A 16,196-nucleotide genomic window follows, 5' to 3' on the forward strand; every position below is an offset into this window, starting at 1 on the left:
AATCCGGGGGAAACGGTTCCCATCCGGAATTGCGTAAACAGGGGCGGTTTCGCGTTATCTTGTAAGCGAGATCGGTTGCCCGTTGGAAGTCTGGCCGTCGAACTTTTCGCCGCCGGAGGAATAGAGCCTGGCCAGCGTGCCACCGTTTTCGTCGTAAAGCGTCAGCTGCTTGCCGGCGACATTCCACGACTTGATGCCGTCGATTGGCGCCGGGCAGTGCAGCGGACCGGCGCGGTAGCCGGCGCCGAACTTGGTCTGCGGCGTCGCCACCTTGCAGCTCTGCCCGGAGACATTGACGTTCCAGACGCCGGCGACGCTGGCCGCGGTGAGATCGGTGGCGCCGGCGGGCGCCGTGCCGTCCGGCGGCAGCGACGCGACCTGAGTGTTCTTCGGAGCGGTCGGAAATTGCGACGGATCGGCGGCGCCGGGGGAAGCCGGCGGCGGCAGCTGATTCTGCGTCACCGTGCCGGAGGGTGCCGGGGTCAGCGGTGCCGGCTGCTGGTCGTCCATCGACGAGAAGCGCGAGGTCGAGCAGCCGCTCGCAACGAGCGCGGCCAGCGATACGGCCACAAGGCCAGTCCTTGAAAAATGCATTTACCACCTCCGTCGGATCTGGCCGGGGGGAGCCATCCGCGTAATCTCCGCTTCACCAAGACGGCGAAGGTGGCAGAATTTCAACCCGATATGGTTAAAATAGGGTTTTCGAAATGGCTGTTGCAAATTTATCGCAGCGGAGGGCCACAGTCGGGAAGCTGCCACTGAAAAACTTATAATCTATTGAAGTAACAATATTAAATCCTGGCGCTCGGCACGAAGACGTAACCATCCGGGCCGACGATGTAGCATTCGCGCAAGCCATGCGGCTTGTCGATCGAGCCGGCCAGCACGATGTGGCCGAGCGCGGCCGCCTTTTTCTCGACCGAGTCCGGATCGGCGCCGTAAAGGCGCAGTTCGATACCGGCCCCGCGAGTCTCGGCGCCTGCGGTGACGCCGGTGATCGGATTGTCCAGATAGGAATGATCGGCGTGCAGCATGAAGATCGAGCCCAGCAGCTCGATCGCCGCGAAATCCTCGTCGCCATAGATGATCCGGGCGCCAAGCACGTCGCGGCAGAAAGCCTCCATCGCCGTCAGGTTGGTAACCAGCAGGTTGATGCCGACCCCAAGCGGCAGTGAGCGGCCGAAATCCTCCGCCTTCATCCACGGTTTCTTGGTTCGCTTCATTACCATGACGATCACCCTGTCTGCCGATCCTAGACCAGCCCGGCTTCGGCCATTGGCATTCGGCGGCAAAATGCTTGCGCCAGGCCGGCGCGTCCTTATCTCAGCAAACGACGCAAGCTGGCGGGAGACAGAATGGCCGCGAGGAAAGGAACCGCCAACCGCTACTACAGCGGGCCGCCCAGCGATCATTTCGACGGCGCCCTGTTCTTCAATCCCGGCGGCAGGCCGCCCGGGAGCTTCACCGATCTCCTCAAATGGCAATTCGGCGGCGGGCGGGCGAAATGGCCGGCTTCGGTTCCGAGCCCGTATCCCCCGGCGAAGCCGGACATACGGGTGGAAGGCAGCGCGCTGAGACTCACCATGGTCGGCCATGCTTCGCTTCTCATCCAGACGGCGGGGTTGAATATCCTGACCGATCCGGTCTGGTCGGAGCGCGCCTCGCCTTTCGCCTTCGCCGGGCCGAAGAGGGTCAATGCGCCGGGGATTGCCTTTGCCGACCTGCCGCCGATCGACCTGGTCCTGATCAGCCACAATCACTACGACCATCTCGACCTCGCCACGCTGAAGCGGCTGAGGGAGAGACACGATCCGCTGGTGATCGCGCCGCTCGGCAATGACGCCATCATCGGCCGCGCGGCGCCCGGCATGCGGCTCAGCGTGCATGATTGGGGCGACAGGCTCGATGCCGGCACGGCCGCCATCCATGTCGAACCGGCGCATCACTGGTCGGCGCGCGGCGGGCGCGACCGCCGCATGGCGCTGTGGGCGGGCTTCGTCATCGAGACGATGGCCGGCAATATCTATTTCGCCGGCGACACCGGCTTCCATGACGGCATCAACTACCGGCTGATGGCGCAAAAGCATGGCGGCTTCCGCCTCGCCATCCTGCCGATCGGAGCCTATGAGCCGCGCTGGTTCATGGCGCCGCAGCACCAGAATCCGCAGGAGGCCGTTCAGGGCATGAAGCTGTGCAACGCCGCCTTCGCCGCCGGCTGCCACTGGGGCACCTTCCACCTCACCGACGAGCCGGTCGATGAGCCGGCCCGGAAACTGGCCGAGGCTTTGGCCGCCGAAGACCTGCCGCCAGAGCGTTTCCGTGCCATGCGACCGGGAGAGCTATGGGACGTGCCGGCCATCTACAAAGGAACCCAAACCGACCAAACGCGTTGATCGGACGACGCAAACCGCTGGAGCTTCCCCATGATCAGGTGGATCATCATCCTTCTCATCATCGCCGCCGCCGCGAGCCTGCTCGGCATGCCGGCTTTGGCAGGCGCGGCCGCTACCGGCGCGCGCATCCTCATCGGCATCGTGCTGATCATCTTCCTGCTGATCGTGCTCGGCGTCTTCGCGGTAACATAAGCGCGACCACTTGGTCGTCGCTGGCGCGACCGCCAGGTCGTCGCTGGCGCGACCACTTGGTCGTCGCTGCACGACCGGTCGCTGCGCGGCCTATTCTTCGTCGTCGCCAGAGCCACGCCGGACTGGTAATTCCGGCCCGTTTCCGCCATATAGCGCCCAAACGGATTGGCCAACGGATTGGAACGACCGGTTAGATGGCAGGCAGCGCCCCCTTCGCCAAGATGAACGGCATCGGCAACGAGATCATCGTTGCCGATATGCGCGGCCGCGCCGACAAGGTGACGGCGGCGGCCGCGATCGCCCTCAATGGCGACGCGGCGACGAAGTTCGACCAGATCATGGCGATCCACGACGCGAAGACGCCGGGCACGGCCTATTATATCGACATCCTGAACTCCGACGGTACCAGCGCGCAGGCCTGCGGCAACGGCATGCGCTGCGTCGTGCAGGCTTTGGCCGCCGAGACGGGCAACAAGAGCTTCACCTTCGAGACCCGCGCCGGCGTCTTGAAGGCGCAGGAGCATGCGGACGGTCTTATTTCGGTCGACATGGGCAAGCCGCGTTTCGGCTGGCAGGAGATCCCGCTGGCGGAAGAATTCCGCGACACCCGCATGATCGAGCTGCAGATCGGGCCGATCGACGCCCCGGTGCTGCATTCGCCCTCGGCGGTGTCGATGGGCAACCCGCACGCGATCTTCTGGGTCGACAACGACGTCTGGTCTTATGAGCTGGACCGCTTCGGCCCGCTGCTTGAGAATCATCCGATCTTCCCCGAGCGCGCCAACATCACCATTGCCCAGGTGACTTCGCCCGAAACCATGATCATCCGTACCTGGGAGCGCGGCGCCGGCCTCACCAAGGCCTGCGGCTCGGCGGCTTGCGCCGCCGCGGTCGCGGCGGCCCGCACCAGGCGCACCGGCCGCAGCGTCTCGCTGCTCGCGCCCGGCGGCGGCGAGCTCAATGTCGAATGGCGCGACGACGATCACGTCATCCTGACAGGTGCCGCCGAATGGGAATTTTCTGGCAGCTTCGATCCCTCGACCGGCGCCTGGGCCCGCGACACCGAAAGCGCCGCCTGATGTCCGCCCTTCAAAAAGGCGTGGTATCCCAAGCCTCCACCACGACAGGTATCGACGTCGTCACCTTCGGCTGCCGCCTCAACACCTATGAATCGGAAGTGATGCGCCGCGAGGCCGAAAGCGCCGGTCTGGGCGAGCTCAATGGCGGCGCCTTCATCTTCAACACCTGCGCCGTCACCGCCGAAGCGGTGCGCCAGGCCAAGCAGGCGATCCGCAAGGCCCGCCGCGAGAACCCCTCAGCCCGCATCATCGTCACCGGCTGCGCGGCCCAGACCGAGCCGCAGAATTTCGCGGCAATGGACGAGGTCGACCTGGTGCTCGGCAATGAGGAGAAGCTCAAGGCCAACTCCTACCGCGCGCTGCCCGATTTCGGCGTCAACGACACCGAGAAGGCGCGTGTCAACGACATTTTTTCGGTGCGCGAGACGGCAAGCCACATGGTCGACGCCATCGAGGGCCGCGCGCGCGCCTTCGTGCAGGTGCAGAATGGCTGCGACCATCGCTGCACCTTCTGCATCATCCCTTACGGCCGCGGCAACTCGCGCTCCGTGCCGATGGGCGCGGTGGTCGAGCAGGTCAAGCGCCTCGCCGGCAACGGCTATGCCGAGATCGTGCTGACCGGCGTCGACATGACCAGCTTCGGCGCCGACCTGCCGGGCGCGCCAAAGCTGGGAAAGCTGGTGAAGACGATCCTGCGCCAGGTGCCCGACGTGAAGCGGCTGAGATTGTCCTCCATCGATTCCATCGAGGCCGACGACGACCTGCTGGATGCCATCGCCACTGAGCAAAGGCTGATGCCGCATCTGCATCTGTCGCTGCAATCGGGCGACGACATGATCCTGAAGCGCATGAAGCGCCGGCATTTGCGCGATCAGTCGATCCGCTTCTGCGAGGACGTGCGCAAGCTGCGTCCCGGCATTGTCTTCGGCGCCGACATCATCGCCGGCTTCCCGACCGAGACCGAGGCGATGTTCGAGAATTCGGAGAAAATCGTCGAGGAATGCGGGCTGACGCATCTCCACGTCTTTCCGTTCTCGCCACGCGAAGGCACGCCGGCCGCGCGCATGCCGCAGGTCCGCCGTGAGGTGGTGAAGGCGCGCGCCGCCAGGCTGCGCGCCGCCGGCGAGGCCGCCTATCGCCATCATTTGTCGTCGCTCTCCGGCACACGGCAATCGATCCTGGTCGAGCGCGACGGGCTCGGCCGCACCGAAGGTTTTACGCTGGCCGCGATCGACGCCGGCGCGCCCGGCGAGATCGTCGATGCCATGGTCGCCGGCCATGACGGCGCCCGGCTGATTGCGGCCCCGCTTGCCGCGCAAGCCGCCTGAGAACTGCGAGACGTATGGCTGGTTTCTTCAAGAAGATATTTTCGTTCGGCAGGAAAGAGGTCGTCGAGGAGCGCGTCGACGAAGCGCTGCCGCCGATCAAGTGGGACGCGCTGGACGCGCTGAAGCCGGAGACTGAGCCTCAACCGGTTCCCGAAGAGCCGAAGCCCGAGCCTGCTCCATCCATCCCGCCGGTGCCAGAGCCCACCATTCCCGCCGAGCCGGAACCGCTGCCGCAGCCTGAGCCTGAAGAAGAGCCGCAGCCGGCGCCCGAGAAGCCGGAGCCGCCGGCTCCCGAGGAAGTGCCGCCGGCACAACCCGAGCCTCTACCTGCGCCCACGCCCGAACCTGCTCCGCAGGAAGTGCCCGCACCTGCGCCGACGCAACCTGACATCGAGCCTTCGCGTCCGGAACCGCTGCCTGAGCAGCCACCGGTCGAAGTGCCGACGCCGCCTGCCGAAGTCCCGGTCGAAACGCCAGTGCCCATCGAGGTGCCACCAGCGGCGCCGCCCTCTGTGGAACCATCCGCCGAAGCCGTAGCGGAAATCGCGCCTCCTATTCGACAGCCCGCGCCCGTCGAGCTGCAGCCGATCCATGCCGAGATCGCACCGGAGCCGGAGGCTTTGCCGGCGCCGCCGACACCCGCGCCCTCTGCCGGCAAGGTAACGGTCTCAAAAAAGGTCGAGCAGAAGGCCGAGCCGGTGAAGGCGCCCGAGCCGGCGCCGCGGCGCTCCTGGTTCCAGCGCATGCGCGAAGGGCTTGCCCGCTCATCGCGCGAGCTCACCGGCAACATCGCCGGCGTCTTCACCAAGCGCAAATTGGACGAGGACACGCTGCAGGACCTGGAGGACGTGCTGATCCGCGCCGATCTTGGCTTGGAAACCGCGCTGCGCGTCACCGATTCGCTTGCCTCCAGCCGCTACGGCCGCGACGTCTCCGACGTCGAAGTCCGCGCCGTGATGGCGGCGGAGGTGGAGAAGGTGCTGGCGCCGGTCGCCAGGCCGCTCGAGCTCGACCTCAGCCACAAGCCGCATGTCGTCCTGGTCGTCGGCGTCAACGGCACCGGCAAGACCACCACCATCGGCAAGCTGGCCGCCAAGCTCACCGATGGCGGCCTCAAGGTGATGCTGGCCGCCGGCGACACGTTCCGCGCCGCCGCGATCGAGCAGCTCAAGATCTGGGGCGAGCGCACGAAATCGCCGGTCATCGCCTCCAAGCTCGGCGCCGATGCGGCGGGCCTCGCCTATGACGCCTTCGAGAAGGCGAAGGAGGCCGGCTCCGACGTGCTGATCATCGACACGGCCGGGCGCCTGCAGAACAAGACCGAGCTGATGGCCGAGCTGGAGAAGATCGTTCGCGTGCTGGGCAAGCTCGATCCCGAAGCGCCGCACACGGTGCTGCAGACGGTCGATGCCACCACCGGCCAGAACGCGCTGAACCAGGTTGAGATCTTCCGCAACGTCGCCGGCGTCAACGGCCTGGTGATGACCAAGCTGGACGGCACGGCGCGCGGCGGTATTCTGGTGGCGATCGCCGCCAAGCACCGGCTGCCGGTCTATTTCATCGGCGTCGGCGAGCAGGTCGACGACCTTGAACCGTTTTCCGCCAGCGAGTTCGCGAGAGCCATCGCCGGCGTGGCTTGAACAAGGCGCGATCCTGCAAGGCCGCCTGCTTTTCGGCCAGATCGTGCGTAAGAAGGACTTTTATGAACATCATCGAGCGCGACCCGTCCGATCCACGCCGCAAGCCGGTCAACCCCGGCTTGAAGTTCCTGCTCGAGCTTGGCCCTGGCCTGGTGTTCTTCTTCACCACCATTCGCGGCGAGTGGCTGGCCGAGAAATTCCCGGTGCTCGCCCATCTCGGCGAGCCGATCCTGATCGCCACCGCCTTCTTCATGGTCGCGACGGCGCTCTCGCTCGGCGTCTCCTGGCTGCTCACGCGCAGCCTGCCGCTGATGCCCCTGGTCTCGGCGATCGTCGTGTTCGTCTTCGGCGCGCTGGCGCTTTACCTGCAGGACAAGACCTTCGCCTTCATGAAGCCGACGATCATCAATTTGCTGTTTGGCGTCACGCTGCTCGGCGGGCTGCTGTTCGGCCGCTCGCTGCTCGGCTACGTCTTCGATTCCGCCTTCCAGCTCGATGCCGAGGGCTGGCGCAAGCTGACCTTCCGCTGGGGGCTGTTCTTCCTGTTCCTCGCTGTGCTCAACGAGGTTGTGTGGCGCAACTTTTCCGAGGCGACCTGGCTTTATTTTAAGGTCTGGGGCACGATCCCGATCACTTTGCTGTTCACCTTCAGCCAGATGCCGCTGATCATGCGCCACTCGCTGGAGGAAAAAGCCAAGGAAGAGAAGGCCGGGAATTAAAGCAATTCCAGGAAAAGCGGCTGCCGGTCGGGTTCGGCGACTTCGCCGTAGTCTCCGTCCGGAATTGCGCCAGAATGAGGGGCAGCATGGAATTCCTCACCACGCATGACGAGCTGAGGACGATCTACAAGACGCCCCGGCCGACCGACGGCTCTATCCGCAAGGAGCTCAAAGTCCTCGACGGCCATTGCCGATCCTTCATCGGCAAGAGCCCCTTCGTGCTGATCGGCTCCTCCGACGGCGCCGGCAATGCCGACGTGACGCCGAAAGGCGACAAGCCCGGCTTCACCGCCATCCTCGACAACGCCACCATCGCCATTCCCGACCGTCCAGGCAACAACCGGCTGGACACGCTGGAAAACATCATCCGCAACCCATCGGTCGGACTGCTCTTCCTCATTCCCGGCATGAACGAGACGCTACGCGTCAATGGCGACGCCCGCATCACTGTCGACCCGACCTTGCGCGAACGGCTGGCCGTCGACGGCAAGGAGCCGCAGAGCGTGATCCTGGTGACGGTCAAGGCGCCTATATGCACTGCGCCAAGGCCTTCATGCGCTCCGATTTGTGGAAGCCGGAGACCTGGTACGACCGCGCGACCCTGCCAACCCTCGGCCAGATCATCCGCGACCAGTTGGCGCTCAGCGAAAGCGCCGGCGAGATCGACCGCGAGCTGGACCACGATTACCGCCAGACCATGTGGTAGGCTTGCCGGACGACTCAACCCTTCGTCCGGCTCTCCCTTGATCGAGATCATCGCCATATCGGGCAGCCTGCGCGCCGCCTCGACCAACTCGACCCTGGTCACGGCGCTGGCCGCCAACGCGCCCGCGGGCTGCCGTGTCCAGGTCTATGAAGGCCTCGGCCGGCTGCCGATCTTCAACCCCGACGACGAGGGCGAGCGCACGCCGCCCGAAGCGGCTAAGTTGATCGAGATGATCACCCGCGCCGACGGCGTTATCGTCTCCTGTCCGGAATACGCGCATGGCGTGCCCGGCGGCATGAAGAACGCGCTTGACTGGCTGGTCTCGCGCGACGCCGCGGTCGGCAAGCCGGCGATGCTGGTCCACGCCTCGCCCCGCTCGCTCTATGCGCGGGCAGCGCTTGCCGAGGTCATGCGGACGATGTCCTTCGCGATGTACGAGGAGGGGACGCTGGAGATCGCGCTGCTGGGCAAGAAGCCGGCCGAGGTGGAGGCTATTTTGGCAGACCCGGCGAACCGAAGGGCGATGCGTGGAGCGATCGAGGCTTTCGTAGGGTTTATTGGCGGATGATGAGTGGCGCGTCTTCACCTTCTCCCCCTTGTGGGAGAATGTGGATCGGCGCGCAGCGCCGAGACGGATGAGGGGTGTTCCAGCGGAGTGAGACGACGGCGACCTCATCGCTGGACAAACGGCGTCGCCAAGCTGGAACACCCCTCATCCGACCTCGCTTCGCGAGGCCACCTTCTCCCACAAGGGGAGAAGGGAGAGCCCTACCCCTTCCTCCGCGTCTCGACATCGGTCTTGCCGACATACCAGTCACGGGCGTTGACCTCCTCGAACACCACCCAGACGTCGTCGTTGCCGAGCCCGGTGGCATCCATGATGGCCGCAGTCACCTTCTTGGCGATGTCAGCCTTCTTGCCGGCCGGATCGGCGGCGATCACTTCCTTGACGATGCGGATGTTGACGAACGGCATTTTTCTCTCCCGCTGATATGCCTCGCTGTCAGTACGTCTTGGCCCCGTTCACCATGAGCCGCACCATGTAGAGCGAGGTGGTGCCGGCGATGTAGAGGCAGTTGAGTTTGTTGCCGCCGAACACGCAGTTGGCGGTCACCTCCGGCACCTTCACCTTGCCGATCAGCGTGCCGTCGGGGTCATAGCAATGGATGCCGTCGGCGGCACTTGTCCAGATGCGGCCGTCCGCATCGAGCCGGAACCCGTCGAACAGGCCGGCGGTGCAGTCGGCGAACACCTTGCCGCCGGAAACCTTCTTGCCGTGCTTGCCGACATTGAAGACGCGCATATGCGCCGGATTCTTCTCGCCATGCGTGCGGCCGGTGTCGACGACATAAAGCAGGCTTTCGTCGAGCGAGAAGGCGAGCCCGTTGGGCCGCACCATGTCGGTGATGACCGCCTCGACATCGCCGGTCTCGGGATCGACGCGATAGACATTGCAGGCGCCGATCTCGCTTTCGGCCTTATCGCCCTCATAGTCGGTGTCGATGCCGTAGCTCGGATCGGTGAACCAGATCGAGCCGTCGGAGCGCACCACCACGTCGTTGGGCGAGTTCAGCCGCTTGCCTTTCCATTTGTCGGCGATGGTGGTGACCGAGCCGTCGAACTCCGTCCGGCTGACGCGGCGGCCGGAATGCTCGCAGGTCACCAGCCGGCCCTGCCGGTCGACCGTGTTGCCGTTGGAATTGCCGGACGGCTGGCGGAACACGCTGACGCTGCCGTCGGTTTCGTCATAGCGCAACATGCGGTTGTTCGGGATGTCGGACCAGACGACATAGCGGCCGGCGGCGAACCAGGCCGGTCCTTCCGCCCAGCGGCAGCCGGTGAACAGCTTCTCCACCTGTGCGTTGCCGTTGAACAGGCGCGCGAAGCGCGGATCGAGAACTTCGTAATAGTCTGCGGCCGCCATCAATTTCCTCCCGGCATCAGGTGACGCGCGGATCAAGCCAGCCCGCAGCCGTTCTGGCAAGACGGCACGCCAGCAATTTGTATGACAAAAACGGATGAGAACTGCGTAAAGCCGCACGACCCTCCATGGCCGCGCGCCAAACGCAGGGCCTGTTAGTGCACAATTAACCGGCTATGCGCTGGCTGCAATGGTGCATTGCAACATCTTTCTTTTGCAACGCACCATTCCTATGTCATGCTGGCAATCGTCAGGGAGGAACAACCGGCCGCGCCAATGCGGCATGAAAGGAACCCTGTCATGTTCGACAATCTTGTCTCCCGCGCCCGCGCCAGCATCGCCAAGCGCCGTCACTACAACCGCCTCGTCGCCGAAATCGAGAACCTGTCCAGCCGCGATCTCGCCGATCTGCGCGCCGACCGTTCGGAAATGCTCTACCAGATCCACAAGCAGATCTACGGCTGAGCTTCGACGCTTTCGTCATCCTCGGGCTTGACCCGAGGATCCATGCCGTGACCTTCGAGCGCCGCAGCGGTGCAGGCACGCGCGCCCACAAGCGCCAGTTCTTGACCGCGGGGTTCTACGATCAACGTAACGGAATGGATTCTAGGGTCTGCGCTGCGTCGCTTCGCTCCTTGCTTCGCCCTAGAATGACGACGGACGGGAGGCGCCTCAGCCCGGCGCCGACAGCGCTTTCTCGATCTGCGGCAGCAGCAGGTCGCGCGCCGACTCCGGCGTCAGTGGCCCGACATGCTTGTAGGCGATCTTGCCGTCCTTGCCGATGACGAAGGTCTCCGGCACGCCGTAGACGCCCCAGTCGATCGCCGCGCGTCCGGCCGGATCCACGCCGATCGCTTGGTACGGATTGCCGAGCTCGCCAAGGAAGCGGCGGGCGTTTTCCGGCTGATCCTTGTAGTTCAGCGCCGCAAGCGTGAAGCGCTTGTCCTGCGACAGGCCGAGCAGCACCGGATGCTCCTCGCGGCACGGCGCGCACCAGGACGCGAACACGTTGACCAGCGTCACCTTGCCGGTAAAGTCTTTTGACGCGAGCCCCGGCAGGCTCGTCCCTTCGAGCGGCGGCAAGTCGGTCTGCGGCGCCGGCAGGCCGATCAGCGCCGAGGGGATTTCCGAGGTGTCGCGGCCCGAGAGAAGCTGCGACAGGAACAGCCCCGCCAACCCCAGGAACACCAAGAGCGGCAGAAGCACGAACAGGCGGCGGCGCGGCGCTTCGGTTTCGAGGCTCATGGCTTGACGGCCTTGTCGGAACGCCGCCGCACCCCGGCCGCTTCGAGCGCCGCAAGCTCACGCCTGCGCGCCCGCTGGTCGAGCAGGATCCAGCCGATCAGTCCGGCCAGCACAACGGCGGTGATGGCATAGGCGGCAGTGACGAACAGGGCGTGCGCGCTCATAGCGACCGCTCCCTGCTCGTAGCCATGTCAACCGTTCCGATCATGTCTTTCCATAACCCCGCGTCGGCCGGTCCGCAATTTGCCGCGGTGCCGCAGTGAGGCAACGTCTTCGTCGCCTCAATCCGTCCCGTGCCGCAACGCCAGCGCTGCCGCCAGTGGACCGAGCACCGCAAGAAACAGCGTCAGCGCGGCAAGAATGAGGAAAGGCTGCAGGAACGGCGCCGGATCGGCCACCGCGCCATAGCTTGCCGAAACGCCGAAGATCAGCACCGGAATGGTCAAAGGCAGCACCAGCACCGAAATAAGCAATCCGCCGCGCGGCAGCGCCACCGCCACCGCGGCGCCTGCCGCGCCGATGAAGGTGATGGCCGGCGTACCGACGAGAAGCGTGAGCGCCGTGGCGCCGATGCCCAGCGGCGCCATATTCATGAACAGGCCGAGCAGAGGTGCCGCGACCACCAGCGGCAGCACGCTGCCCGTCCAGTGCGCCAGGCATTTCGTCAGCACCGTCAGCGCCAGCATGTGGCGGTCGTTGTTCAGCACGAGAAGATCCAGCGAGCCGTCCTCGCGGTCGGCCTGGAACAGCCGGTCGAGCCCGAGCAGGCAGGCAAGCAGCGCAGCGATCCACAGGATGGCCGGCCCGATGCGCGACAGGAGGTTGAGATCGGGACCGACGCCGAACGGGATGGTGACGATCACGGCGAGGAAAAAAATCACGCCGATCAGCGCCCCGCCGCCGACGCGGATGGAAAGGCGCAGGTCGCGGAGGAAGAGGGCTAGCATGATTTGAGATGCCCGCGCCCAGGCCCCCCTCTCTGGCCTGCCGGCCATCTCCCCCTCAAGGGGGGAGATTGGATGTCGCCTCGGCTTTCGCCAATCTCCAGCGTAGCAAGGCAAATGGGGCGCCTGAGCTGCTGATCTCCCCCCTTGAGGGGGAGATGCCCGGCAGGGCAGAGGGGGGGGCCGTAGAGCACCGACATCAATGACCTACCCTCATTTGCAATTCCTTCGCCCCCTCCAACCCCAGCGGCAGATGCGTCGCCGCAACCACGATCCCCCCATCGTCGAGATGCCCCCGCATCAGCCCCGCGAACCGCTCCTCCGAGGCCTTGTCCAACCCCGCCGTCGGCTCGTCGAGCAGCCAGACCGGCCGGCGGCTGACCAAAAGCTTGGCGATCGACGCGCGTCGTCTTTGCCCCGTCGACAGATAGCCGAAGGGCAGATGCCCGAGACCGCCGAGCGCCACCGTCTCCAGCGCCTCTTCGACGTCCAGCCCCGGCTCGCCCTGGAAGGCGCACCAGAAGCCGAGATTCTCCTCGACGCTGAGCGCCGTCTTCATTGCGTTGAGATGGCCGAGATAATGCGAAGCCGAGGCGACTGTCGGGAAAGCCTCGCCGCCGCCCTCGACAAGCACCTTGCCTCCGGCGGCCGGCAGCAGCCCGGCGACGATTCTCAGCAGCGTCGATTTGCCCGCGCCGTTCGGCCCGGTGACGATAAGCGCCTCGCCCTTTTCCAGCGCGAAGCCGATGTTGGAAAAGACCGTCTCACCGCCGCGCTCACCGCCCAGATTTTCGGCGATCAGCCGCATTTTTGCCCGTCCCGAAAGCACCGTTCCGCGGCCGTTCCCGGCTCACGCAAAATCGTCTTTCGACTGTCTAGAACTATTCCGGGAAATTCTCTATATGCGGTTCATCCGTGCCAGCGGTCGGCGCGGGATCAGAATTAGCGCCGAACCAGCGCACGCGCCGCCTTGAACGGCTCGGGTTGCTTGGGAGCGGACAGCGGAAATGGCCGTACCCGCACCTTTGCGCGTGATTGCATGCCAACGGCGTCCGTTCCCTTTCAGGCTGAACAGACAAGGACGGATCGCCGTGACGAAATCCCTCGACAGTTTCAATTGCCGCCGCACCCTGACCGCAGGTGGCGCGGACTATGTTTATTTCGACCTCGTTGAGGCCGAGAAGAACGGCCTCACCGGCATCGCCCGGCTGCCTTATTCGATGAAGGTGCTGCTGGAGAACCTGCTGCGCAACGAGGATGGCCGCTCGGTTACCAGGGAATCGATCCAGGCGGTCGCCGCCTGGCTGACCGATAAGGGCACCGCCGGCGTCGAGATCGCCTATCGCCCGGCCCGCGTGCTGATGCAGGATTTCACCGGCGTTCCGGCGGTCGTCGACCTCGCCGCCATGCGCGACGGCATCAAGGCGCTCGGCGGCGACCCGGAAAAGATCAATCCGCTGGTGCCGGTCGACCTCGTCATCGACCACTCCGTCATCGTCGACGAGTTCGGCACGCCGATGGCCTTCGCCCGCAATGTCGAGCTTGAATATGAGCGCAACGAAGAGCGCTACAAGTTCCTGAAATGGGGCCAGCAGGCCTTCCGCAACTTCCGCGTCGTGCCGCCCGGCACCGGCATCTGCCACCAGGTCAATCTCGAATATCTCGGCCAGGTCGTGTGGACCAATTCGGAAGACGGCGAGACAACCGCCTATCCGGACACTTGCGTCGGCACCGATTCGCACACCACCATGATCAACGGCCTCGGCGTTTTGGGCTGGGGCGTCGGCGGCATCGAGGCCGAGGCCGCGATGCTCGGCCAGCCTGTCTCCATGCTTTTGCCCGAGGTCATCGGCTTCCGCCTCACCGGCAGGCTCAAGGAAGGCGTCACCGCCACCGACCTGGTGCTCACCGTCACCCAGATGCTGCGCAAGAAGGGTGTCGTCGGCAAGTTCGTCGAGTTCTTCGGCCCCGGCCTTTCCAACATGACGCTGGCAGATCGGGCAACCATCGGCAACATGGCGCCGGAATATGGCGCCACCTGCGGCTTCTTCCCGGTCGATTCGGAAACCATCCGCTATCTGACCATGTCCGGCCGCGAGGAGAACCGCATCGCGCTGGTCGAAGCCTATTCCAAGGCGCAAGGCATGTGGCGCGATGCAGGCTCGGCCGATCCGGTCTTCACCGACCTGCTCGAGCTCGATCTCGGCGACGTCGTGCCGTCGATGGCCGGCCCGAAACGCCCGGAGGGCCGCGTCGCCCTGCAGGACATCCCCGCCGGCTTCGCCAAGGCGATGGAGACCGAATACAAGAAGGCCGCCGAGATTTCCAAGCGCTACGTCGTCGAAGGCACCGACTACGATCTTGGCCATGGCGACGTCGTCATCGCCGCCATCACCTCCTGCACCAACACCTCGAACCCGAGCGTGCTGATCGGCGCCGGCCTGCTGGCCCGCAACGCCAACCGCCGCGGCCTGAAGCAGAAGCCGTGGGTGAAAACCTCGCTCGCTCCCGGCAGCCAGGTGGTGGCCGAATATCTCGAAAAGTCCGGCCTGCAGAGGGAGCTCGACCAGATCGGCTTCAACCTGGTCGGCTTCGGCTGCACCACCTGCATCGGCAATTCCGGCCCGCTGCCGGCGCCGATCTCGAAGACCATCAACGACAAGGGCCTGATCGCCGCGGCCGTGCTTTCCGGCAACCGCAACTTCGAAGGCCGCGTCTCTCCGGACGTGCAGGCGAACTACCTCGCCTCGCCGCCGCTGGTGGTGGCGCATGCGCTGGCCGGAACGGTGACCAGGGACCTCACTACCGAGCCGCTCGGCGAAGGCAGCGACGGCAAGCCGGTCTATCTCAAGGACATCTGGCCGACCTCGGCCGAGATCCAGGAGTTCATCGAGAAGAACGTCACCCGCGAGCTGTTCGCCCGCAAATATGCCGACGTCTTCAAGGGCGACGCCTACTGGCAGAAGGTCAAGGCGCCGGAAGGCCAGACCTATGCTTGGGACGATCACTCGACCTATGTGCAGAACCCGCCCTATTTCGCCGGCATGGGCCGCGCCTTCGGCAAGGTCGGCGACATCAAGGGCGCGCGGGTGCTCGGTCTCTTCGGTGACAAGATCACCACCGACCACATCTCGCCGGCCGGTTCGATCAAGGCCGCTTCGCCGGCCGGCAAGTATCTCACCGAGCATGGCGTCGGCGTCGCCGACTTCAACCAGTACGGCACGCGGCGCGGCAATCATGAGGTGATGATGCGCGGCACCTTCGCCAACATCCGCATCCGCAACCACATGCTGGGCGAGAACGGCCGCGAAGGCGGCTACACGATCCACTATCCTTCGAAGGAGGAGATGTCGATCTACGACGCCGCCATGAAATACAAGCAGGAAGGCGTGCCGCTGGTGATCTTCGCCGGCGTCGAATACGGCAACGGCTCCTCGCGCGACTGGGCGGCCAAGGGAACGAATCTCCTTGGTGTCCGCGCCGTCATCGCCCAGTCCTTCGAGCGCATCCACCGCTCCAATCTGGTCGGCATGGGCGTCATCCCCTTTGTCTTCGAGGACGGCACCTCATGGGCCTCGCTCAATTTGAAGGGCGACGAGCTGGTCGAGATCGACGGCCTGGACACGATCAAGCCGCGCCAGAAGATGGTCGCCAAGGTGACCTTCGGCGACGGCACGGTGAAGAACGTGCCGATCGTCTGCCGCATCGATACGCTGGACGAGCTCGACTACTTCAAGAATGGCGGCATCTTGCAGTACGTGCTGCGGGATCTCGCTGCTTAACAGCAGCAAGGGAGTAGGGCTTAGGCAGTAGGCAGTAGGGAAACAGGACACCTACTGCCTACTGCCTACTGCCTACTGCCTACTGCCTACTGCCTACTGCCTTCGCCTTCCCAACCTCGCCGTCGCCGCCAGCAGTCCCGCGGCAATGAAAGTCAGGTTGGTCGAAGCATTGGCCGGCTCTGCCCAAAGTCCAGGCCCCGACCGTTCGCAATAGAGATCGACTGGGGTCAGGAGAGTTTGCCCCATG

At 64.9% G+C, this 16,196-nt stretch carries 16 protein-coding genes and 2 pseudogenes; 10 read left to right on the top strand and 8 right to left on the bottom strand.

Annotated features, from left to right (window positions below; all coding sequences use genetic code 11):
• Nucleotides 1–54 precede the first annotated feature (54 nt).
• Both LB520_RS16250 and LB520_RS16255 read right to left on the bottom strand, forming a co-directional pair.
• Entirely contained in the window at nt 55–594 is a 540-nt protein-coding gene (locus LB520_RS16250; RefSeq protein ID WP_095769531.1) for a protease inhibitor Inh/omp19 family protein, read from the bottom strand.
• 197 nt (nt 595–791) lie between these two features.
• Entirely contained in the window at nt 792–1,229 is a 438-nt protein-coding gene (locus tag LB520_RS16255; RefSeq protein WP_224638156.1) for a VOC family protein, read from the bottom strand.
• 126 nt (nt 1,230–1,355) lie between these two features.
• Here LB520_RS16255 and LB520_RS16260 point away from each other — a divergent pair, with 126 nt between their 5' ends.
• From LB520_RS16260 to LB520_RS16295, 8 genes and pseudogenes are all read left to right on the top strand, one after another.
• Nucleotides 1,356–2,393, top strand: a complete 1,038-nt coding sequence (locus LB520_RS16260) for an MBL fold metallo-hydrolase (RefSeq protein ID WP_224638157.1) — start codon at nt 1,356–1,358, stop codon at nt 2,391–2,393.
• Between the two features lie 30 nt (nt 2,394–2,423).
• Nucleotides 2,424–2,585: a DUF1328 family protein gene (locus LB520_RS16265; RefSeq protein WP_031195454.1), complete on the top strand. Its 162-nt coding sequence runs from the start codon at nt 2,424–2,426 to the stop codon at nt 2,583–2,585.
• Nucleotides 2,586–2,779: 194 nt separating this feature from the next.
• The gene (dapF, locus tag LB520_RS16270; protein ID WP_224638158.1) at nt 2,780–3,664 is read left to right on the top strand and encodes a diaminopimelate epimerase; all 885 of its coding nucleotides are present in this window, start codon (nt 2,780–2,782) and stop codon (nt 3,662–3,664) included.
• Nucleotides 3,664–4,992 carry a tRNA (N(6)-L-threonylcarbamoyladenosine(37)-C(2))-methylthiotransferase MtaB gene (mtaB, locus tag LB520_RS16275; RefSeq protein ID WP_224630554.1) on the top strand — a complete coding sequence of 443 codons (1,329 nt, stop codon included), beginning with the start codon at nt 3,664–3,666 and terminating at the stop codon, nt 4,990–4,992. Before dapF ends, mtaB begins: the two co-directional genes overlap by 1 nt.
• 14 nt (nt 4,993–5,006) lie before the next feature.
• Complete coding sequence (ftsY, locus tag LB520_RS16280) at nt 5,007–6,632, top strand: signal recognition particle-docking protein FtsY (protein ID WP_224638159.1); 1,626 nt, start codon at nt 5,007–5,009, stop codon at nt 6,630–6,632.
• A gap of 62 nt (nt 6,633–6,694) precedes the next feature.
• Nucleotides 6,695–7,351 (top strand): septation protein A, encoded by a 657-nt coding sequence (locus tag LB520_RS16285; protein WP_224638160.1) that lies wholly within the window; start codon nt 6,695–6,697, stop codon nt 7,349–7,351.
• 86 nt (nt 7,352–7,437) lie between these two features.
• Nucleotides 7,438–8,057: pseudogene (locus LB520_RS16290) on the top strand (pyridoxamine 5'-phosphate oxidase family protein).
• A 55-nt stretch (nt 8,058–8,112) separates the two neighbouring features.
• Nucleotides 8,113–8,625, top strand: a pseudogene (locus LB520_RS16295) (NADPH-dependent FMN reductase); the annotation flags it as partial.
• Nucleotides 8,626–8,825: 200 nt separating this feature from the next.
• On the opposite strand, the gene LB520_RS16300 reads toward LB520_RS16295, so the two are convergent.
• Both LB520_RS16300 and LB520_RS16305 read right to left on the bottom strand, forming a co-directional pair.
• Nucleotides 8,826–9,032: a tautomerase family protein gene (locus LB520_RS16300; RefSeq protein WP_140684309.1), complete on the bottom strand. Its 207-nt coding sequence runs from the start codon at nt 9,030–9,032 to the stop codon at nt 8,826–8,828.
• 28 nt (nt 9,033–9,060) lie between these two features.
• Nucleotides 9,061–9,981: an SMP-30/gluconolactonase/LRE family protein gene (locus LB520_RS16305; protein ID WP_224601841.1), complete on the bottom strand. Its 921-nt coding sequence runs from the start codon at nt 9,979–9,981 to the stop codon at nt 9,061–9,063.
• Between the two features lie 297 nt (nt 9,982–10,278).
• Here LB520_RS16305 and LB520_RS16310 point away from each other — a divergent pair, with 297 nt between their 5' ends.
• A complete protein-coding gene (locus tag LB520_RS16310) occupies nt 10,279–10,443 on the top strand; it encodes a hypothetical protein (RefSeq protein WP_224532113.1) in 165 nt (54 codons plus the stop codon).
• Nucleotides 10,444–10,650: 207 nt separating this feature from the next.
• On the opposite strand, the gene LB520_RS16315 is transcribed toward LB520_RS16310, so the two are convergent.
• From LB520_RS16315 to ccmA, 4 genes are all read right to left on the bottom strand, one after another.
• Entirely contained in the window at nt 10,651–11,223 is a 573-nt protein-coding gene (locus LB520_RS16315; protein WP_224638162.1) for a DsbE family thiol:disulfide interchange protein, read from the bottom strand.
• Nucleotides 11,220–11,387 (bottom strand): heme exporter protein CcmD, encoded by a 168-nt coding sequence (gene ccmD / locus LB520_RS16320; protein ID WP_140700683.1) that lies wholly within the window; start codon nt 11,385–11,387, stop codon nt 11,220–11,222. Before ccmD ends, LB520_RS16315 begins: the two co-directional genes overlap by 4 nt.
• A 117-nt stretch (nt 11,388–11,504) precedes the next feature.
• The gene (gene ccmB / locus LB520_RS16325) at nt 11,505–12,170 is read right to left on the bottom strand and encodes a heme exporter protein CcmB (protein ID WP_224638163.1); all 666 of its coding nucleotides are present in this window, start codon (nt 12,168–12,170) and stop codon (nt 11,505–11,507) included.
• A gap of 196 nt (nt 12,171–12,366) precedes the next feature.
• Nucleotides 12,367–12,975 carry a heme ABC exporter ATP-binding protein CcmA gene (ccmA, locus tag LB520_RS16330; protein WP_095769990.1) on the bottom strand — a complete coding sequence of 203 codons (609 nt, stop codon included), beginning with the start codon at nt 12,973–12,975 and terminating at the stop codon, nt 12,367–12,369.
• A gap of 283 nt (nt 12,976–13,258) precedes the next feature.
• Here ccmA and acnA point away from each other — a divergent pair, with 283 nt between their 5' ends.
• Nucleotides 13,259–15,949, top strand: a complete 2,691-nt coding sequence (gene acnA / locus LB520_RS16335; RefSeq protein WP_224638164.1) for an aconitate hydratase AcnA — start codon at nt 13,259–13,261, stop codon at nt 15,947–15,949.
• Nucleotides 15,950–16,196 lie beyond the last annotated feature (247 nt).

The sequence above is a fragment of the Mesorhizobium sp. CA12 genome (genome assembly GCF_020165255.1).
GTDB lineage: Bacteria > Pseudomonadota > Alphaproteobacteria > Rhizobiales > Rhizobiaceae > Mesorhizobium.